Origin of the sequence: Parabacteroides sp. B2-S-102 (genome assembly GCF_023656665.1) — a bacterium.
Lineage (GTDB): Bacteria > Bacteroidota > Bacteroidia > Bacteroidales > Tannerellaceae > Parabacteroides > Parabacteroides distasonis.
In genome coordinates this window covers 156,998-178,331 of record NZ_JAMOKM010000008.1, presented here as the reverse complement: position 1 = coordinate 178,331, position 21,334 = coordinate 156,998, and the positions used below count along the sequence as shown (strand labels likewise).

Genomic DNA, 21,334 nt, shown 5'->3' with positions numbered 1-21,334 from the left:
CAAGAGAACTATGGGAAACCCAAGAGCATTTCTAACGATACATAGACAAGAGGCGGGCTATCGTCCCGTCCACGAACGTATAGATGATTTCAGCGAGGTAGAACAGACCTTGAACAGCGGCGACCGCCGTACGCAGGCCTCCCGCTGCATGGATTGTGGCGTACCCTTCTGCCACTGGGCCTGCCCGCTGGGTAACAAGCAACCAGAATGGCAAGATTTGTTATACAAAGGCCGTTACAAAGAGGCATATCACGTATTAGAGCAGACCGACGATTTCCCGGAGTTCACGGGACGTGTCTGCCCCGCCCTCTGCGAAAAAAGCTGCGTACTGAAACTTAGCTGCGACGAACCTGTCACGATCCGTGAGAACGAGGCGGCTATCGTGGAAACCGCTTTCCGGGAAGGATACGTACAGCCTATCCAACCGGTACGCAACGGGAAAAAGGTAGCCGTGATCGGTAGCGGTCCCGCCGGATTGACCGTAGCGAACCAATTGAACCGAAAAGGATATGAAGTCACCGTATTCGAGAAAGATGAGTTACCGGGCGGCTTGCTACGCTTCGGCATCCCCAATTTCAAGCTAGGCAAGCACATTATCGATCGCCGTATCCGCATCATGGAGCAAGAAGGGATTCTTTTCCGTGTAAACACGATGGTCGGCAAAGAGATATTAGCGAAAGATGTAGTGAAAGATTTCGACGCTGTTTGCGTAGCGATCGGCGCCGAGGTTCCCCGGGATCTATCTATCGAGGGACGTCATTTAAGAGGCGTACATTTCGCCTTGGAGTTATTAAGCCAGCAGAACCGGATCTTAGAAGGCATCCCGATCCCTCCCAAAAGCCAGATCAATTGTAAGGGCAAGAAAGTCTTAGTGATTGGCGGAGGCGATACGGGTAGCGATTGCGTAGGGACAGCGAACCGTCATGGGGCGGCCTGTGTCACCCAGATCGAGATCATGCCCCAGCCACCCGTCGGACAGAATCCGGCGACACCTTGGCCCATGTATCCCCAAGTACTGAAAACCAGCAGCAGCCATGAGGAAGGTTGTATCCGCCGGTGGAACCTAGCCTCTAAACGTTTTATCGGAGAGAAAAACAACCTGATAGGGGTTGAGGTAGAAGAAGTCGAATGGGTTCCCTCCCCAGACGGAGGCCGTCCGCAGATGAGGCTGACCGGCAAGAAAGAGATCATCGAGGCCGATCTGGTTTTCCTCGCCATGGGCTTCCTGCATCCGGAGCAAGAAGGATTGATCAAAGAACTGCGATTGGCTACCGACAACCGCGATAACATCGCCGTAGACAACGCCGGATATACCGCCAACAGCAACCTATTCGCCTGCGGAGACGCTGTCAGCGGAGCGAGCCTAGTCGTAAAAGCGATGGCCTCCGGCCGTAATGTCGCCCGATCCATCGACCGTTTCTTACAAACCAACTAATTTTCAACTTTCAATTTTTAATGATCATGTGTGGTATAACAGCGATATTCAATATACACGACGGAGCGCAAGCCCTGCGTAAACAAGCGTTATTAATGAGTAAACGAATCCGTCACCGGGGGCCGGACTGGAGTGGTATCTACCAAGGCAAAACCGCTATCTTGGCCCATGAACGCCTTTCCATCGTAGACCCCGCCTCCGGAGGACAACCTTTGGTCAGCCCCGACGGGAAACTCATCCTCTGCGTCAACGGAGAGATCTACAACCATCAGGAATTACGAGAACGGTTAAAAGGCGATTACGAGTTCCAAACCGGCTCCGATTGCGAGGTGATCCTCGCCTTATACAAGAAGAAAGGGATTGATTTCATCGAGGATCTCAACGGTATTTTCGCCTTCGCTCTCTATGACGAGGAGAAAGAGGTTTACTTGATCGCCCGTGACCCGATCGGCGTGATCCCGCTCTACATCGGATACGATGACAAGGGGCACTTGATGGTATCTTCCGAGTTAAAAGGGCTTGAAGGCTTCGCCACTCATTACGAACCGTTCCTCCCCGGTCATTATTTCTATAGCGAAGACCGGAAACTCACGAGATGGTACACCCGTGACTGGATGGATTACGCCAACGTGAAAGATAATCCTACCGACGTACAACAACTTCACGATGCGCTGGAAGCCGCCGTCAAACGCCAACTGATGAGCGATGTCCCTTACGGCGTCCTTCTATCCGGAGGTTTGGATTCCTCCATCACCTCCGCTATCGCCAAGAAATACGCAGCGAAACGCATCGAGACCAATGGGAAAGCGGACGCATGGTGGCCTCAACTCCACTCGTTCGCCATCGGATTGAAAGATGCCCCGGACTTGATCGCCGCCCGTAAAGTAGCGGATGCGATCGGTACGGTTCATCATGAGATCCATTATACGATACAAGAAGGATTGGACGCTTTACGAGATGTCATTTATCATATCGAGACCTATGATGTCACTACCGTCCGAGCCTCCACCCCCATGTATTTATTGGCCCGTGTGATCCGGAGCATGGGTATCAAGATGGTACTAAGCGGCGAGGGTGCGGACGAGGTATTCGGGGGATATTTATATTTCCATAAGGCCCCGAACGCACAGGCTTTCCATGAAGAGACCCTGCGTAAATTAAGCAAACTGTATTTATATGATTGCTTGCGCGCTAACAAAAGCCTTTGCGCATGGGGCGTAGAAGGACGAGTGCCGTTCTTGGATAAAGAGTTTCTTGATGTGGCCATGCGTCTGAATCCGGTGGCAAAGATGTGCCCGGGTACGACCATCGAGAAGAAGATACTTCGAGAAGCATTTTCCGACAGCTTGCCCAAGGAGATCGCTTGGCGGCAAAAAGAGCAATTCTCGGATGGGGTAGGCTATGGCTGGATCGATACATTAAAGAAAATAACCTCCGAGTCGGTCACTGATGAAGAGATGGCGAATGCCGCCAAACGATTCCCGATCAATCCGCCCCAAAACAAGGAAGAGTATTATTACCGCTCCATCTTTGAAGAGCATTTCCCCAGCGAAAGCGCGGCGAGAAGCGTACCTTCCATTCCTAGCGTAGCGTGTTCTACCGCAGAGGCTTTAGCTTGGGACTCGGCTTTCAAAAACATGAACGAGCCAAGCGGCAGGGCCATAAAAGGCGTACATGAATCCGCTTATTGACGAATATTTCTTTTCTTTAGTAGCAAAATGCACCAACTTTTATGAATAATAAACGCTGGTGCATTTAATTTTTATAATAACTTTGCCAGCTAGAGTCATAAAACACTTTAAAACAAATTTATATGAAGAAAATCTTTACATGCATTAGTTTGGCAGCCGCTACATTCATGGCTACCACCCCAGTGATGGCACAACAACAAAAACAATTAACAGATAAAGAAAAGGCTGCTGTTGTTAAAGTTATTGTTCCTGCCGTTTTTGATCAAGTAAAGCAAATTAGTGGAGTTGATTTCATGTCTCTCACAAATCCTAATATCGAAAGCATAATTAATTCCCCTTTATTTTTGCCTCAAGTATCAAGCCTACGTGCAGATCAATTAAATCCAATCTCGGTTACTCCTGATAGTTTAAAATTGGATCTTAGTTCTATGGATTTTTCTGCGATAGCACCGGGAATGGGTGATTTCATCGCAGGGATCGTTAATGACGTAAAACTGACATTCAGTGATTATAAAGAATATAACGTTTCACTTAACGGACAATCCGTAAAAATTGATTTACCAGAGAAAATTGATGTATCCGCAGCTGCTTTAGTTGACGCAGAAACGGGTAAACCCACAAATTTATTATCGGTATTAATCAAGACCGGGAACAAAGGAACCATTCTTCCTTTCAACAGCTTATCCGTAGAATTGAAATTAGGTTGGTTAGGTACCGTGGGTAGCATGATCCCTAATTTCCCGCTTAAAGATGGAAAATTGATAAGCCTAACAGAAACAGCAAATAGCTCTGGTACGATTGATTATACGATTACTTTAGAAGATAATTTACGTAGTCTAGCAGCAACGTTAGCTCAAGTCCCGAACTTCCAAATATCTCTTGATATGACAAAGTTGATGACAGAAAGTACTATCAAGGCTAGCTTATTCGGTAAACCTCTACAAGCTCCTAACGCAAAATTGCCAATGGGTGACGCCGTCGTATATGCAAACTTGAAATCGACAACAGGCATGCCTGCTGATTCTATTGTCTTGACTTCATATGATGCCGCATCTAGCAAAATCAAAGGATACAAGAAGTTGACTCCGACAATTGGCGTATCTGGAGCAAATCTAGTTTTAACGACAACAGATTCAGTACGTGCTGACGTAAATACAGCTTGGACTCCAATGTCTAAACAGATCGTTACAATGCCAGCAACAATGAGCACAGCGATCAATTCTATTATGTCCTCTCTTGTTAATGGTGTCGTTAGTAATCTTAAAGCAAGCGCAGAAACCAATTACACTATTACAATTGATTCTATTTACGAAGCTAAAAAAGATGAGGTTATTCGTGTAATGGAAATCGACGCAACGACAAAAGTTGAAGCTACGAGCTTAAAAGATACAAAGATGATTGTAGATATCAACTTCTTGAAAGGAAGCAATAAAGAGAATGTCATGAATATCAAGGCTACGGCTCCTACAAATGATACTAAAATTACGGTAGACTTTAGTCCTGCTGTTGATCCTAAAGGCGATGGCATTAAAGAAAATGTCAACATGGCGACATTATATATTACATCTGACGCTATGGGTATCATCACCGATAACGAGACTATCAGTGACGAGGTTCAAGAGGTTACGGTATCTACAACCGCTAGCGGTCTTTATGTAAAGAATGGTAAGGGTAATTATGTAATCGTTAATATGGTAGGTAAAGTTGTTTCTACGGGTATCATCACTAGCGATGAGCAATACATCAGCACTCCGAATATGCCGAACGGTATTTATATGATCTCAATCGATCAGTCTAAGCTCTTGAGATCTGCTCATAAGACAACTGTTAAGTTCGTAAAATAAATTATCTAGATAATTAGTTAATCTGATAAAAGGAGCTATCCGGAAACAAAACCGAGTAGCTCCTCTCTTTTTGTCAATTTGTAAACCAAACTCCCGGAGAGTTGATTTTTCTGGCCTGATGTACTTCTCGTCCCTAAATATGAGAAAAAATATTAGCAAATGATTGTTTAGTAATATATTAGCCAAATACGACCTTTTGTTCTAGAGAAATAATTCATGCTAGTTCACATTTATACGGGTCAAAACATGTTTTTTATACGGATAAAAGAGGCATTTCATACGGTTGTATCGCCCGACGCGACTATATGTATCGCCTTACGCGACCTATTGCGTTGGCTAACGCCACTACTTGCGTCGCCCAACGCAACCTTTCGTGTGACAAAACATGACCTTTTACGTAGAAATCAGTGGTTAAATACGTATTTTCACCCATTATCTATCCCTAGTTGAGGCTTCTTGAAAAAGAGGCTCGTCAGACAAACAGACTTATTTTAAGCAAATAGATAGATATATAGTTTTTTTACTTACAGTTACAGCAACCCATATTCACAAAGCATATATTACGATATAAAACCAAAACGCACACTTCTAATTATCATTTATAACTAAAAGCATATATTATAACTTCAATCTATTACAAACCTCATATTTATAAAACATTCGAGCCTCTCACCTGTTATATACTTATCAAAACGTTATATATTTGCATTACAATAAAACAAAAAGAAATAATATAAAGAATAATATCATCAAAATGACAAAATCAATCAGATTCACAAAGATGCACGGTGCCGGAAATGATTACATCTATGTAAACACGATGGTCTATCCGATAGACAACCCCGAGGAATTATCTATCGCATGGAGCAAGCCGCACACAGGCATAGGATCTGATGGTTTGGTCTTGATAGGTTCTTCAGACATCGCGGATTTCAGCATGCATATCTATAATGCGGACGGCTCCGAGGCGATGATGTGCGGAAACGCATCCAGATGTATTGGCAAATATGTCTATGAGGCCGGCCTAACGCAAAAGAACAAGGTTACCTTAGAGACCTTATCAGGTATCAAAGAGCTACAATTGAAAATAGAGCATGAAGAGGTCACCGAGGTCACGGTAGATATGGGAATGCCTGCCGTAGGCGAGATGGCCTTGGAGGTTGAGGCTGGAGGAGAAATTTACACCGGCACCGTCATCTCTATGGGAAATCCTCACTTGGTTATCTTCGTGGACGAGATGGACCAGGTCGGTCTGGCAAGCGTAGGCCCGTTACTGGAATGCCTCCCGCTTTTTCCGGACCGGACAAACGTGGAGTTCGTGCAGGTGCTAAAGCCGGACGAGGTACGGATGAGGGTGTGGGAACGAGGTTCCGGCATCACACAAGCCTGCGGAACCGGAGCTTGCGCCACCGCCGTGGCCGGGGTCGTACGTGGGAAGACAAAGCGAAAGACGAAGGTCATCATGGATGGGGGCCCTTTAACCATCGAGTGGGACGAGCGAAGCGGTAAGGTCTTTATGACCGGCGGAGCGGTCAACGTGTTCGAGGGATTCATCAAAGTCTGACACGGGGAACAAGACAAAACAACAAAAACAACAACATAAAAACAAAAGAACTGAGTATGGCACTAATTAATGAACATTTCCTGAAACTACAGAACAATTACCTTTTCTCCGACATCGCGAAAAAGGTAAACAGCTTCAAGGTTACCCATCCCAAAGATAAGATCATTCGAATGGGTATTGGTGATGTTACGCAACCACTTGCCCCCGCCGTTATTGAGGCGATGCATAAAGCCGTGGAAGAAATGGCGAGCAAGGATACATTCCACGGATATGGCCCCGAGCAGGGATATCCTTTCCTAATCGACGCTATCATCAAGAACGATTATGCCAGCCGGGGAGTCTTTATCGAACCGAGCGAGGTATTCATCAGCGACGGAGCGAAAAGCGATTGTGGAAATATAGGTGACATGCTCCGCCACGACAATAGTATCGGGGTGACAGACCCCGTATATCCGGCCTACATCGACTCGAACGTAATGAGCGGACGCACCGGGGTATTGGAAAACGGGAAATGGAGCGATGTCGTATACATCCCTTGCACGGAGGAAAACAACTTCGTACCGGATCTGCCCAGTCGCAGGGTGGACATCCTTTACCTCTGCTATCCCAATAACCCGACCGGAACGACCTTGACTAAGGACGAATTGAAGAAATGGGTAAACTATGCCCTTGCCAACGACGTGCTTATCATGTACGACTCCGCTTACGAAGCTTATATACAGGACCCGAATATCCCCCACTCTATCTACGAGATCAAAGGAGCGAAGAAGGTAGCTATCGAATTCCGGAGCTTCTCTAAAACCGCCGGGTTCACGGGGATACGTTGCGGATACACGGTCGTACCGAAGGAGCTGAACGCCTTCACGCTGGACGGGCAACGGGTACAGTTGAACAAATTATGGAACCGTCGCCAATGCACGAAATTCAACGGAACCAGTTACATAACCCAACGGGGTGCGGAAGCGGTTTATTCCACCGCCGGGAAACAGCAAGTGACAGCTACTATCAATTATTATATGACCAACGCGAAGATCATGAAAGAGGGCCTGCAAAACTGCGGTCTCACGGTGTACGGAGGCGATAACGCCCCATACCTCTGGCTAAAGACCCCGGACGGCCTCTCCTCATGGAAATTCTTTGACAAACTGCTTTATGAAGTCAAGATAGTCGGAACCCCCGGAGTGGGATTCGGACCGAGCGGGGAAGGTTATCTACGCCTCACCGCTTTCGGCGATAGGGATGACACCCTAGAGGCCATGGCTAGGCTGAGGAAGTGGCTAAGATAAGTCATTTACTATAAACAACAATAATCATCAGGTATTATGTCAAAGTTAAGATTTAGAGTCGTAGAATCGGCGTTCGAGAAAAAAGCGACCGAGCTAACCACTCCCGCCGAGAGACCTTCCAAGTATTACGGCGAGCTGGTATTCAACCGTGAGAAGATGTTCAAATATCTTCCAGAGAGAGCGTACGAGAGACTGGTGGACTCCATCGACAACGGTACCCCGTTAGACCGTGAGACAGCGAACGCCGTGGCCTCCGGCATGAAGAAATGGGCGATGGAAAAAGGCGCTACCCACTACACCCACTGGTTCCATCCCTTGACGGAAGGTACCGCCGAGAAGCACGATGCTTTCATCGAGCACGATGGCAAAGGCGGCGTACTTGAGGAATTCGAGGGGAAACTACTGATCCAGCAAGAGCCGGACGCCTCCAGTTTCCCGAACGGCGGTATCCGCAATACGTTCGAGGCCCGTGGCTACTCGGCTTGGGATCCTTCCTCCCCTGCTTTTATCGTAGGAGACACCCTGTGCATCCCGACGATCTTCATCGCTTACACAGGCGAGTCCCTCGACTACAAAGCTCCCTTGCTGAAAGCCTTGGAAGCCGTGAACAAGGCGGCGGTCGATGTCTGCCACTACTTCAACCCGGACGTGAAGAAAGTATACGCCTACCTAGGTTGGGAACAGGAATACTTCCTAGTAGACGAGGGCCTATACGCCGCACGTCCCGATCTGTTGATGACCGGCCGTACTCTGATGGGGCACGAGAGCTCGAAGAACCAACAGTTGGAGGATCATTACTTCGGAGCCATCCCCACCCGTGTCATGGAATTCATGAAAGACCTCGAGGTTGAGGCATTGAAACTTGGCATTCCCGTAAAGACCCGTCATAACGAGGTCGCCCCGAACCAATTCGAGCTGGCTCCCATCTTCGAGGAATGCAACCTCGCCAATGACCATAACTTACTGATCATGGCCCTAATGCGCAAGATCTCCCGCAAACATGGGTTCCGTGTCCTGTTGCACGAGAAACCGTTCAAAGGCGTGAACGGTTCCGGCAAGCACAATAACTGGTCGCTGGGAACCGATACCGGAATCCTTTTGATGGGACCGGGTAAGACGCCGGAAGACAACCTGCGCTTCGTGACCTTCGTGGTCAACGTACTGAAAGCCGTGTACACCCATAACGCATTGCTGAAGGCCAGCATCTCCAGCGCGACCAACGCCCATCGTCTGGGAGCGAACGAGGCTCCCCCAGCGATCATCTCCAGCTTCTTAGGGACACAGCTATCCAAGGTATTGGAACATCTGGAGAACAGCGATACGGAAGATTTCAACCTAGCGGGAAAGCAAGGCATGAAACTCGATATCGCCCGTATCCCCGAGTTATTGATCGATAACACGGATCGTAACCGTACCTCCCCTTTCGCCTTCACCGGTAATCGTTTCGAGTTCCGTGCCGTAGGTTCCTCCGCGAACTGCGCCGCCGCCATGCTGGTATTGAACGCCGCCGTAGCGGATCAGTTGAGGCAGTTCAAGGCCGAGGTAGACGCTAAGATAGCCACCGGAAAGGATAAGTTCGCCGCTATCATCGAGGTAATCCGCAAGGATATCAAGGAATGCAAGGCGATCCATTTCGACGGCAATGGCTACAGCGAGGAATGGAAGGCCGAGGCCGCACGCCGGGGCTTGGATTGCGAGACCAGCGTGCCTTTGATCTTCGACGCTTATTTGAAAGATAGCAGCGTCCGCATGTTCGAGTCCACGGGAGTCATGACCCGTAAGGAGCTGGAGGCTCGCAACGAGGTCAAATGGGAGATGTACACGAAGAAGATCCAGATCGAGGCCCGTGTATTAGGCGACCTGACAATGAACCATATCATCCCGATGGCCACCAAATACCAGTCTTCCTTGATCGACAACGTATATAAGATGCGTGAATTATTCCCCGCAGATAAAGCCGCCCATCTATCCTCCAAGAACATGGAGATCATCGAGGATATAGCGAACCGCACGATCTTCATCAAGGAAAAAGTGGACGAGATGGTCAACGCCCGCAAGATAGCCAACAAGATCGAGAGCGAGCGGGAGAAGGCGATCGCTTACCACGACCGGATCGTCCCGATGATGGAAGCCATCCGTTACCATATCGACAAGTTGGAACTGGTTGTCGATGACCAGATATGGACCTTGCCGAAATATCGTGAGCTTTTATTCATCAGATAGTCTTATTCAGACAGTAGTTTTTTGTTGATTGTTTTGTGTTAACAAGGAGAGGATGCTGCGAAGTATACCTCTCCTTCTTTTTTATCCCATACAAAATACATACCTTTGGGGCATAAATATATAGGAGGGAAATTGATATGACGACAATAGAGTTACAACAATGGAGAGAAAGCTTCGTGGAGAGATACCTTAACAAAATCGATGACATGGAGATATCGGAGGAACTGGAACGGGCTGCCAAAAAGATTTTTTCCAAGAGAAGGACACCCCGCCCTTGCGTAATCCACTCGCAAGAGGAGATGATAGCAGCGGTACGGAAATCGGTAGAAGATGCCCGAGAAGGTAGAGTTACATCAAGTGAGGATCTAGATAAAGAGATAGAGACATGGTTCTGAAACAGAAAAATCCATATTGGACAGCCAAGGCCAAAGAAGATTTGAAAGAAATTACGAAGTATTATAAGAAGGAGATTTCTATCAACATGGCCCACAAGAAAGTCAAGGACCTGAAACATTACGCCGATTTGTTAGCTGACAATCCTCTTCTCGGTTTTTATGAGCAAGCTTTATCCTCGGAGTCGCAAGGCTTTCGGTCTCTTGTTCATGAACATTACAAAATCATCTATTTTATAGAAGATGATATCATCTATATCTCCGCGATCTTCGACTGTCGTCAAAACCCCGATAAATTAAGAACATCTATCAGATAAACAATAACAAATATGAATTACGGATTCGTCAAAGTAGCGGCAGCCGTACCACAGGTTAAAGTGGCTGACTGCTTTTATAATATTCAACAGATTGAGGGATTGATGCGCCAAGCGTCCCAAAAAGAGGTCCAGATCATCGCCTTCCCCGAATTATCGGTTACGTCTTATACTTGCATGGATTTGTTCTCGCAAGAGACCTTACTCAGAAACGCCGAGAAAGCCTTGCTGGATTTAGTGAACAACACCGCCGATCTGGATTTACTAACGATCGTAGGTTGCCCGCTTGTCAGCGGGAGCCAACTGATAAACGCCGCCGTCGCTTTCCAACGGGGCGAGATATTGGGGGTAGTGCCCAAAAGTTACCTGCCCAGCTACAAGGAGTTCCAAGAAGAGCGTTGGTTCACGGCCTCTTCACACCTACAGCAATCCATGATCACGATCGGTAACCGGGAAGTGCCGCTGGATTGCTACCTGATCTTCGAGTACGATGAGGTACGTGTGGGTATCGAGATCTGCGAGGATCTTTGGGTTCCCATCCCTCCCAGCTCCGAGCTAGCCATGCAGGGGGCGAACTTGATATTCAATCTATCCGCCAGCAACGAGTTGATCGGTAAGCATGCTTACTTACGATCCTTGATCTGCCAGCAATCCGCACGTTGTATCGCCGGATACGTCTACGCTTCCGCCGGTTTCGGGGAATCCAGTACCGACCTCGTATTCGCGGGAAACGGTATCATAGCGGAGAACGGCACGTTATTAAGGGAATCCGAGCGTTTCTCCATGGAGGAGCAACTCGTTATCAGCGAGATCGATATCCAGAACTTACAGAACGACCGACGGATCAACACCAGTTTCATGCAGGGTTATCTCAACCATAACATGGATAACGGCACCGTAGTCTCATTCAGCCTTCCCAACCGGGCGCTGGACTTGACCCGGGTAATCGACCCGCATCCCTTTACCCCTTCCGGCGATGCCTTGAAAGAACGTTGCGAGGAAATATTCCATATACAGGTAGCGGGACTCGCCAAGCGTGTCCTCCATGCCCACGCCCAAACCGCCGTCGTAGGCATCTCCGGGGGACTGGATTCCACCTTGGCCCTACTGGTCACCGTCATGACCTTCGACGCCTTGAAGATCCCACGGGATAAGATCATCGGCATCACCATGCCCGGCTTCGGGACGACGGATCGTACCTATACCAATGCCTGCGACTTGATACGCTCCCTGGGCGTGACCCTCCGGGAGATCTCCATCAAGGAGGCTTGCGTCCAACATTTCAAGGATATTGATCACGACATCCATGTACATGACGTGACCTACGAGAACAGCCAAGCCCGCGAGCGTACCCAACTTCTTATGGACGTGGCGAACCAAGCGAACGGCCTCGTGATCGGTACGGGGGATCTCTCGGAGCTTGCCTTGGGCTGGGCTACTTACAATGGCGACCATATGTCTATGTACGGCGTCAACGGTAGCATTCCCAAGACATTGGTCAAATATCTGGTGGAATGGGTTGCCAACAACAAGGTAGACGAGGCTTCCCGCACCACGTTATTAGATATAGTAGACACTCCGATCAGCCCGGAATTGATTCCCGCCGACGAGCATGGAAATATCAAGCAGAAGACGGAGGATTTGGTAGGCCCCTACGAGCTGCACGATTTCTTCCTCTATCACTTCCTGCGCTTCGGTGCCTCCCCCGCAAAGATCTACTTCTTGGCGAAGCGGGCATTCGGGGAAACCTACGACGATGCCACCCTCAAGAAATGGCTCCATACCTTCTTCCGCCGCTTCTTCCAGCAACAGTTCAAGCGCAGTTGCCTGCCCGACGGCCCGAAAGTAGGCTCCATCAGCCTCTCCCCGCGTGGAGACTGGCGAATGCCGAGCGACGCGATGGCTACGCTTTGGCTGGATGAGATCGCAGGGCTTTAACATTCGTTCACGGGTATGGTCATAGACGAGGCTCTCTCATGGGTGTCGAAGCCTCGGCTATGACCCGTGAGAGAGCCTCAGTTATGATCGGTGAGAAAGCCTCGGCTATGATCCTGCCTAATCGAACTGCGTGATCACCCTCCGGATCCGGGTGAAGCTATCGCCGTCCTTCTCCAGTTTATAGATGTGCTTATAGGACAGGGCATCCTGCTCGGTCGGTGAGCCATTGATCAAGAGAATATCCCGGTCGTTGGCGAATTTCAAGATCCCCGCCACGTTATTCGGGTGTAGCTTCCCGATCTCATCCATCATGCAATGTAGCCTGAAATCGGAGAACACCGTGGAGGCGTTCCGCTTGAACACGTTCAGCAACATGATATTTACCATGGATTTGACCAGAATATCCGTACCCTCGGAGCCTACGTTCGTAAGGCGCTCCACGAAGCCCGTATCATTCCGGTTCTCGATCACCCGGAATTTAAGGTCGAAGAAATCCGCCAAGCGGATCAAGTTGCCGGAATAAGCGTCCATCGACTTGATCAACTCACGTAGCAACATCGTCGCCTTCTCCCGGGTAGCCGTATCGTCGGCTGAGGAAGCGAAGAGGTTCTGCCCCAAATCCCAGCTATATTCCTCGTTGAATCGCTTGATCTCCTTCAACAGATTGACGATCTTGTTCTGGCTCGGATCAATACGCATCTCGATACACTGGATAATCCCTACGAAGTTCTTCTCCTTGAAATCGGCGTTGATCTGATCCACCACGCCACGGATATTGCCTTCCTGAGAGACCATGCTTTTCGTGTCCGACGTGATCTGCCGGAAGATATCCGAGTTGCGGGTATTGATACGCGACTGGTATTCCGAGACCTTATCCTCGTCGATAAACTCCTTCAAGTCGCAAGCGAAATCCATATACTCTTTATCATCCGAGAAGCTCGTCTTGAAGGCGAACACATTATCCTCGGAGAAATTGCCGGTGTAGGCGGTTATCTCCTTGCGCAGCTCGGAAAGCTTCTGGGATTGCTCGCTGACGCAGATCGTGATCTCCCGTACCAAGGAACGGCAATCGCCATCCGTATCGGTACGGTTCATGGAAGAGAAGATGGATTCCCTAGAGGTAAACCAGTCCAACAGGGTAGAGCGGTGATATTCCTCCCGGTTCTCCAACGCTTTCCGGTTGGACTCCTTCAGCTCCTTCAACTCGGCATCTACCTTGAAGATACTCCGGTTCACGTCCGCCAGACGCTTTTTCAATTCCTCCCGTTCCCCGTGGATGATCTGCTGCAAGCGCAGGCTCTCCGCCGTCCAGTCGGGTACCTTATCCAGCATCTCTCGTTTATCTTTCAGATACTCGATAATCAATGCCTTGGTCTCGTTGATATATTTAATCTCCCCACCGATATACGCCAAGCGGGAATGGATCTCCTCCAAACGTTTCGGATCGCCACCGCTAGCGGTCAGGCTATCCAATTGCTCCCTGTCATATCCGGATTTGCGCTCTTCCAGCTCCGCTTTCTTGCGTGCGATCTCCTCCGAGATAGCTTCCCTTGCGACGGAGAGTTCCTTATCCAAAGCAGCCAGCTCGTCTTTCTCTTGCTCATCCAAGGAAGCGAGTTCCCGGTCCATCTTGCCTTGAAGCGTGGCGATCTCCTGCTGGATCGAGGAAAGGGTGGCCTCGGCAGCGTTCAACTCCTCCTCCAAGCGCCGGATCTCCTCCTGCCTCAGACGGGTCGCCTGATCCCGTAAGGCCGACAGACGAGACTCGTCCTCTTTCTTGCGGACCGCCAGTTGCTCCAACTCATATTCCGCATGATAGATATCCTCCTTGATGGGCTTCACGGAGGATTGATATTGCTTGCGGAGATTCTCCTTTGCCGCCTCCAAATCCTGCCGCGCCGTAGCGATGAAGCGCTGGATTCCGGCACGTTTTTCCTCGGCATCCTTCTTCTCCGCCAAGTAATCCTCCTTGGTCTTGACATTCCGGTGAATCCCGGAGGTGAAGCGGATTCCATAAAAGGTATCTCCCTCGCCTACCTCCGCCGTAAACTCTTTCCCGTAAAGCAGGCGCTCGTCACACACTTGCCCGATCGTCTGCTCCCAGCCGGGTTTATGCTCGGACAGCCAATTGAAGAAGCTATCTTTCTGGTTATCCAAGAACTCCGTCAGTTCCGCTAGCTTAGCGCTCAGGGCCTCGATCTTCACCTCATTGGATTCCGCTAGCTTTTGATAATCCTCATCCAAATGCTTCCCGGCGGTCTCGAACTCTTTCGTCTGGTAGTTCAACTCGTACTTCAGCTCACGGATCTTCAGCTCCAAGTCCTTCCGGTTTGCGTCGTAATTACCGAGACGCCCTTTGACCGCCTCCAATTCCTCCGAGGTTCCCGACTGCCCCCGGGTGGTCTTGATACGCATCTTCAAGGCGGCGACCTCCGTCGTACGTTTCTCCCGATCCACCAACAAACGCTCTTTCTCCTCCGAGGCGGCATGGCGCAATTCCTCCCGTAGCCGTCGATAATACTCCCGGCGAGCCTCCCGACGAGCATTGATCTCAGTCTCTGCCGCCAGTAATTGTTTCTGTTTCTCGTTCTCGAAGCCGGCCAACTCGTTCTTCAGATTAGCGATCAAATTGGCGTGCAAGACCGAGGCTTCTTTATTCTTGGAAGAAAGCAAATCTTTCTCCACGACTAAGGATTCCTGTTCCTGCTGTAAGATCTCCAATTTGTTACAACGATCCATCGCCGTCTGGATATCTTTTCCGGCATAGAAAACCCGTTTCGCTTCCGCCTCCGACAAGGCGTTTTTCAGCACGGCCAACTCGCCTTCCATCGTGGCTGTCCGGTTCTTCGATTCAGCGTCCAGCTTATCCCTTTGCTTATAGAAATCCGATTTGACCGCCTCCTGCTCGTGTATCTTCCGGGACAACTCCGGCAAGATACGCTCCGTTTCCAGATAAGCCCCGCGCAATTGGCGGCACAGATCGTTGATCCGTAAATCCCGCTTACGGATATCGTCCGACAAGGTAGAGATCCCAGCGGCCTTCCGCGCCATGCCCGGCTCACGGAAAACACCGATATCATTCAGTTGCGCCTCAAAACCGGATAGATGGCTCCGGTAACGGCTCAAGTCGATCACGCTATCCGCCTCGTTCAAGGAGGTGATGATCGTCTGCTTGATATAATCCGCCTCCAAGCGTGAATTCAGCAAGACGTTCTGGATCGTACGGATGATATTCTGATACGAGCCGCTCTCCATCAAGGAATAACAGGAGTAATCCCGTTTATTATCCGAGTTTCCGTAGAGGATATTCCGGTATTCCTCATACGTGGAGATCGCCCCGCTATATTTGATACCGTTCTTATCGAGCACCGAGCGGATACGATCCGACGGATAAGGCGCTCCCTCCTCGTCGATAAAAAGATCCGGCCGGTACGGAGAGGCGATAAAACGGTAGCAGATACGGTTCATCGTCTTATAACTAAGTACCGTAAACCAACCATCCTCCCTCGCTACCTCGTAGATGATCGAGGAATCGGCATAAGGGAAATAATAATCCTGATACGACTTCTTCTCGACCGGGATTCCGAGCCGCTGCGTATCGGCGTTGTAAAAGAAAAGGATCGCACGGAGGATCGTACTCTTCCCCACTCCCTGCGTTCCGATTAAATGTATATTTCCATCCAGCTGTACTTCCGAGTAACGGATAGCGGCGCTGTTTATAAATACTATTTTATTGAGATATCTCATCTTCGTTCTTTATGTTAATACTATGGATCATCTTCGTGAGGTAGTCCCACGAGGAGAGCACTTTCCACGTCCCGTTCATATCGCTTACGCACTCGATAAAGCCCTCTTTCGTCATCCTGTCCAAGATGGTATCGAGGATATCCTTGCGTTTCTCCTTGCCTCCGGTATGTTTTTTCAACCCGTCCAGCTTCATCTCTAGATCCATGTCGATACGGGAACGTACCAATATCTCCGCCGGCGAGAAAGTGAAACCGGGCCCGAAGGCCGTATCGTACGTACAGAAGAAGTCCATGATATCGATCCAAGCGAAGAAACGCTGGAGCTTTTGCTCCAAGGTAGCCCGGGGCTCCTTGCGGGAGAAGTAGAAGTAATTATTCCCCTGCTCCAACACGAAATTGATATGCGAGAAATAATCACGTAAACGCTCAAAATTATCTTCTACGACCGAGAAGAGTGTCCTCAACTCCTTTACACTTGTATTCGAGCACAGAAAATTACCTTTCGACAGGTAATCATAGATCTGTGCGGTCTGTACCGGTAAATTATCTATCATCCTTATTATTATTGTTGTTCTATTTTATCCAGTTGTAGAGACGGGGCGTGCCCCGTCTCTACAACTAGGTTCTTTGAATAATGGCATATTCTATATGCTCCATATGCCCAAAACGGTCTGTTATCTCCAACTCATTCTCATAGAGGGAGAGTAAACGGCAAAATAACGTAACCTTCGCCTCGAAATCCATCTCCCGGTTATAATCATACGCCATCACGAAAGAGAACAAATCCCCTCCGGTCCGGCTAAAAACATCCATCATCTTCCGGGTATTGATAGCAGCCTCCCCCACCTCTTGATTCTCCATCTGCTCGGCGGAGATCACCCCCAGCTCCTGCCGGTGGATCACCTTGTCCGGCCGTATGCCGTCGGCCACCTTCAAGATGACATCCAGTGCCTCGTCCGTTTGCAAATAAGGAATGGAAACCTTGAATAAGGTAGGCTGCACGCCCTCCAATACCACGGAACGCTCCGCGTCTACCACCTCCCGCACGTTCGTGTTCTCCTGTAACTCAAACTGCTCCCGCAGATATTTGATACGACGCAGCTTACGGGTAAAACCCACCTGCGTACGGATCTGGTTCAAGTAATCAATGATATCCTGTTGGGAATGGATCAAGCTATGGCCGGCGCTCAATAACTCCGTCTTCAACTCACGGGCGATCGTCAACAACTCCTCGTCCGGGGCTTGGGCGAAAAAGGGAGTCCGTTCCCGATCCAGCAGCTTCTCCACTTCCACGATCAGGCGGTTGATCTCGATTCGCTTAGCGTCCAGATTCTCCAGTTTGGCGATCTTCACCTTATAGCTCGGCTCGTTCTTGAACGTATTATCGATCACCCGTTGCAAGGACACCACGTTACGTACCAAGATCTTCCCGATCTTCCGCAAATGCGCCTTGACCGATCGCAGATAACCCAGCTTACGCAAATCGTTATCCTCCTTGCCATAATAATCGATCAATTGATACACCAACTGGATATTCTCATCGATCACCGAGGTAGAAATCTCCTCATTCGCCTCCAGAAGCAGCTCATAGAAAGAGAGATAATGCTCATCCATCTCGATATAAGGGCCGTTCCTGCGGATCACCTCACGCTCGATCAGGATATTCAATTTATTCTCATCGATAATATCCAACGCATAATCATAGCGAAACGGTAATGATTTTCTTTTCTCAAATAAGACCTCCAATAGGTCCTTTCCCAGATTTAGCGTGTTCGTTATATGGGGTATTGAATTATATATGTACATCCTAAACAATTAAGGACACAAAGGTAATAAAAATACAAGTAACCCTTTTTTCTCCGTGATGAAAAAGGATTTCCATCGTAGTGAAAAAGCTTTTTCATCACGGTGGAAAAAGTTTTTCACCCCGATGGAAAAAGAGGAAAATCACGAAGAGTTATCAATCCGCCGGATACACAATTCCCAACTGCCGGCGTACTTCATCGATAATCTCCAATGTAATCAAAGAATTATCAAGGCTATTGATTTCTGACTCCCGCTTGCCAGACAAGACGAGGTTGATAAATTCCACTACCTCATAATAGTACTCATCCTTATCGGCGACCACGCTTAGGTCTTCCGGAACCGGTTCCGGGCCTTTTCCCATCGCCGGAGCTAAACGGGGAGAATACGTCACTTTACGGATGATATTGATCCGGTCCAAGGTCAAGTTCCCCTCCTCCCCTTGTATCTCGGTAGGCAAGGCGGAGTTGACGATCTTAGAATAAAGCACCGTGGCGTTCATCCCCTCATACAAGAAATTCACGGCCCCTTGCCCGTCCGCTCCTGAGGACAGGACTATGCCCGAGGCATCTATCTTCTTTGGGCGACCAAACAAGACAACCATCGGATAGACCGTATAAATACCGATATCCATCATGGCCCCATTAGACAACTCCGGCTTGAAAGCGTTCAACACGATTCCTTCCTTGAACTTATCATAACGGGAGGAATACTGGCAATAGCAGGCGAAATAACGACGAACCGTACCTACACGCCCAAGATTCTCTCGTACAGCAAGGAAATTTGGCGTAAGCGTAGGCTTCATCGCCTCCATCAACGTGACATTATATGTACGGGAAGCCTCGATCATCGCACGTACTTCTTTCGCGTTGGAAGCGAAGGGTTTCTCGCAAAGAACATGCTTGCCATAGCTCATGCAAAGAATACTCTGGGAGGCATGAAGGAAGTTCGGGGAGGCAATATACACGGCGTCGATCAACGGGCTTTTCGCCATCTCCTCCAAGGAGGTAAACGTATACGGTATATTATGTTTCGAGGCGAAAGCATCCGCCGTCTCCTGAGTTCTCGAATATACAGCTACCAGTTCAAAACGCTCATCCTGCCGGGCTCCGGCAATTACCCAATCACTTATGAAATTGGTTCCGACTACACCAAAACGTACTTTATCCATATTCTATCGTATTATGTTCTTTATTTACAAATGTACGATTTCTGTTTAACATAAATACTCCGTGGAAATGTTATTGTATCTATAAAAAGGATAAGTCACAGGAACTTTTTCGCGACGACGCTGTTTAATCTATACAATTTAAAACCGTTTTAAAACTAAATCAAGTATGAAAAGAATTGTATCTTTTATCGTCGTTCTCGCTGTCGCTATGTGCGGAATGACACAAGTAATGGCTCAAAAATCGATAACAAAGGAAGCCAAAAAAGTAGAGAGAGAAATCAAAAAACAAGAGCGTCTGGCACAAGATGCCGTAGAAGGCCAAGAAGAGTTTAACGCCGCTGTACAAGCTATCAACAACCAATCATTCGTATTGGAGGCTAACAACATACAACCGATGAACGGACAGGTATTCTACGTAAATTCAAATACGAACTTCGTATCTTTGAATGACGGACAGGCTATGGTCCAGATCGCATCCAACTCTCCGTATCCCGGTCCTAACGGATTAGGTGGTATCACCGTACAAGGTAGCGCCTCCAATATCCAGACCAAGCAGGATGACAAGGGCAATGTTTATCTGAACATGAACGTACAGGGTGTGTTTATCTCCGCTACCGTTAGCTTGATGCTTACCAACGGAACAAACAACGCAACCGTTACCGTAGACCCGAACTTCTCCGGTAGAAACTTGAGAATGACCGGTACCCTACTTCCGTACTCACAATCGAACATTTTCCAGGGAACAACATATTAATCATGTCCAACTTTTCTATAATAAGGAAGGCGGTGCTCCGTGAGGAACATCGCCTTCGAACTATTTATAGATAGCCTTATCTCTTATTTACGGAAAGGAGCCTTTACCACTTGAGCCTTCAAGTTCTTATTACGCACCTTGATAAAGATATCCGTACCCGCTTTCGCGAACTCAGGTTTCACGTATCCCATACCGATCCCCTTCTTCAATACCGGAGACATCGTACCGGAAGTAACCACGCCAATTACATTCTCTTCCGCATCGGCGATCTCATAGCCATGACGGGGAATTCCCTTTTCCTGCAACTCGAAAGCACACAACTTACGGGTTACGCCCTCTTTCTTCTGACGCTCCAATTCCGCACGATTCGTAAAGTTCTTACCCTCGGCGAACTTCGTGATCCAGCCTAAACCAGCCTCGATCGGAGAAGTCGTATCATCCAAATCATTTCCATACAAGCAGAAGCCCATCTCAAGACGAAGCGTATCGCGTGCTCCCAAACCGATCGACTTGATCCCTTCCGGCTTTCCAGCCTCGAAGATAGCGTTCCAGATCGTCATCGCATCACTCGGATAGAAATACAACTCGAAGCCACCCGCACCGGTATACCCCGTGTTAGAGATAATCACGTTCTTGCAACCGGCGAACTCACCCGTCACGAATGAATAGTAAGGAATAGAAGATAAATCAACCGGAGTAAGACGTTGAAGAACCTCCTGTGCCTTCGGTCCTTGGATAGCCAATTGAGCCGTACGGTCGGAAGAATTCTCCAATTCGGCACCTACCGTATTATGGCTTACGCACCATTCCCAATCCTTATCGATATTACCGGCGTTTACGACCAGCAAATATTTCTCCGGCTCGTAATGATATACCAAAAGGTCATCCACGATACCTCCCTTGTCATTCGGGAAGCAAGTATATTGAGCCTTACCAAGCGGCAAGACAGAAGCGTCGTTAGAAGTTACGCTTTGAATGAAAGCCAAAGCGTTCGGGCCTTTTACCCAAAACTCGCCCATGTGGGAAACATCGAACACACCTACACCATTCACTACAGTCATGTGTTCGTCGATAATTCCGGAATATTCGATAGGCATATTGAAACCTGCGAATTCGTGCATCTTCGCGCCCAAGGCGATATGCACGTCGGTAAACGGAGTTGTTTTCATGTAA

At 48.6% G+C, this 21,334-nt stretch carries 15 protein-coding genes; 10 read left to right on the top strand and 5 right to left on the bottom strand.

Annotated elements, in window-relative coordinates:
- Positions 1–10: 10 nt before the first annotated feature.
- From NBH07_RS12440 to NBH07_RS12400, 9 genes are all read left to right on the top strand, one after another.
- The gene (locus NBH07_RS12440) at positions 11–1,435 is read left to right on the top strand and encodes a glutamate synthase subunit beta (RefSeq protein ID WP_156682548.1); all 1,425 of its coding nucleotides are present in this window, start codon (positions 11–13) and stop codon (positions 1,433–1,435) included.
- 26 nt (positions 1,436–1,461) lie between these two features.
- Positions 1,462–3,126 carry an asparagine synthase B gene (gene asnB / locus NBH07_RS12435; protein WP_156682549.1) on the top strand — a complete coding sequence of 555 codons (1,665 nt, stop codon included), beginning with the start codon at positions 1,462–1,464 and terminating at the stop codon, positions 3,124–3,126.
- A gap of 122 nt (positions 3,127–3,248) precedes the next feature.
- Positions 3,249–4,970 (top strand): DUF6383 domain-containing protein, encoded by a 1,722-nt coding sequence (locus NBH07_RS12430; RefSeq protein ID WP_036632240.1) that lies wholly within the window; start codon positions 3,249–3,251, stop codon positions 4,968–4,970.
- A 754-nt stretch (positions 4,971–5,724) separates the two neighbouring features.
- A complete protein-coding gene (dapF, locus tag NBH07_RS12425; RefSeq protein WP_156682550.1) occupies positions 5,725–6,534 on the top strand; it encodes a diaminopimelate epimerase in 810 nt (269 codons plus the stop codon).
- A 56-nt stretch (positions 6,535–6,590) separates the two neighbouring features.
- Positions 6,591–7,820, top strand: a complete 1,230-nt coding sequence (locus NBH07_RS12420) for an LL-diaminopimelate aminotransferase (RefSeq protein ID WP_005861937.1) — start codon at positions 6,591–6,593, stop codon at positions 7,818–7,820.
- A gap of 36 nt (positions 7,821–7,856) precedes the next feature.
- Positions 7,857–10,043, top strand: coding sequence for a glutamine synthetase III family protein (locus NBH07_RS12415; protein ID WP_005861934.1), 2,187 nt, complete (start codon positions 7,857–7,859; stop codon positions 10,041–10,043).
- A 137-nt stretch (positions 10,044–10,180) separates the two neighbouring features.
- A complete protein-coding gene (locus NBH07_RS12410) occupies positions 10,181–10,438 on the top strand; it encodes a hypothetical protein (RefSeq protein WP_121736454.1) in 258 nt (85 codons plus the stop codon).
- Positions 10,429–10,752, top strand: coding sequence for a type II toxin-antitoxin system RelE/ParE family toxin (locus NBH07_RS12405; protein WP_121772759.1), 324 nt, complete (start codon positions 10,429–10,431; stop codon positions 10,750–10,752). Before NBH07_RS12410 ends, NBH07_RS12405 begins: the two co-directional genes overlap by 10 nt.
- 12 nt (positions 10,753–10,764) lie before the next feature.
- On the top strand, positions 10,765–12,687 hold the full coding sequence (locus NBH07_RS12400) for an NAD(+) synthase (protein ID WP_156682551.1): 1,923 nt from the start codon (positions 10,765–10,767) through the stop codon (positions 12,685–12,687).
- A gap of 117 nt (positions 12,688–12,804) precedes the next feature.
- On the opposite strand, the gene NBH07_RS12395 is transcribed toward NBH07_RS12400, so the two are convergent.
- The 4 genes from NBH07_RS12395 to NBH07_RS12380 all read right to left on the bottom strand — a co-directional run bounded on the left by NBH07_RS12395 (position 12,805) and on the right by NBH07_RS12380 (position 19,407).
- The gene (locus NBH07_RS12395) at positions 12,805–16,434 is read right to left on the bottom strand and encodes an ATP-binding protein (protein ID WP_156682552.1); all 3,630 of its coding nucleotides are present in this window, start codon (positions 16,432–16,434) and stop codon (positions 12,805–12,807) included.
- Positions 16,418–16,987: a condensin complex protein MksE gene (locus NBH07_RS12390; RefSeq protein ID WP_005866029.1), complete on the bottom strand. Its 570-nt coding sequence runs from the start codon at positions 16,985–16,987 to the stop codon at positions 16,418–16,420. Before NBH07_RS12390 ends, NBH07_RS12395 begins: the two co-directional genes overlap by 17 nt.
- A gap of 64 nt (positions 16,988–17,051) precedes the next feature.
- Complete coding sequence (locus NBH07_RS12385; protein WP_005861921.1) at positions 17,052–18,239, bottom strand: hypothetical protein; 1,188 nt, start codon at positions 18,237–18,239, stop codon at positions 17,052–17,054.
- Between the two features lie 154 nt (positions 18,240–18,393).
- Complete coding sequence (locus tag NBH07_RS12380) at positions 18,394–19,407, bottom strand: Gfo/Idh/MocA family protein (RefSeq protein ID WP_009018523.1); 1,014 nt, start codon at positions 19,405–19,407, stop codon at positions 18,394–18,396.
- 166 nt (positions 19,408–19,573) lie between these two features.
- Between NBH07_RS12380 and NBH07_RS12375 the strand changes: the two genes are divergently transcribed.
- Entirely contained in the window at positions 19,574–20,161 is a 588-nt protein-coding gene (locus NBH07_RS12375; protein ID WP_005861917.1) for a DUF4251 domain-containing protein, read from the top strand.
- Positions 20,162–20,244: 83 nt separating this feature from the next.
- Here the strand turns inward: NBH07_RS12375 and gcvT are convergent, their stop codons facing one another.
- Positions 20,245–21,330 carry a glycine cleavage system aminomethyltransferase GcvT gene (gene gcvT, locus NBH07_RS12370; RefSeq protein WP_009018524.1) on the bottom strand — a complete coding sequence of 362 codons (1,086 nt, stop codon included), beginning with the start codon at positions 21,328–21,330 and terminating at the stop codon, positions 20,245–20,247.
- Between the last annotated feature and the right edge of the window lie 4 nt (positions 21,331–21,334).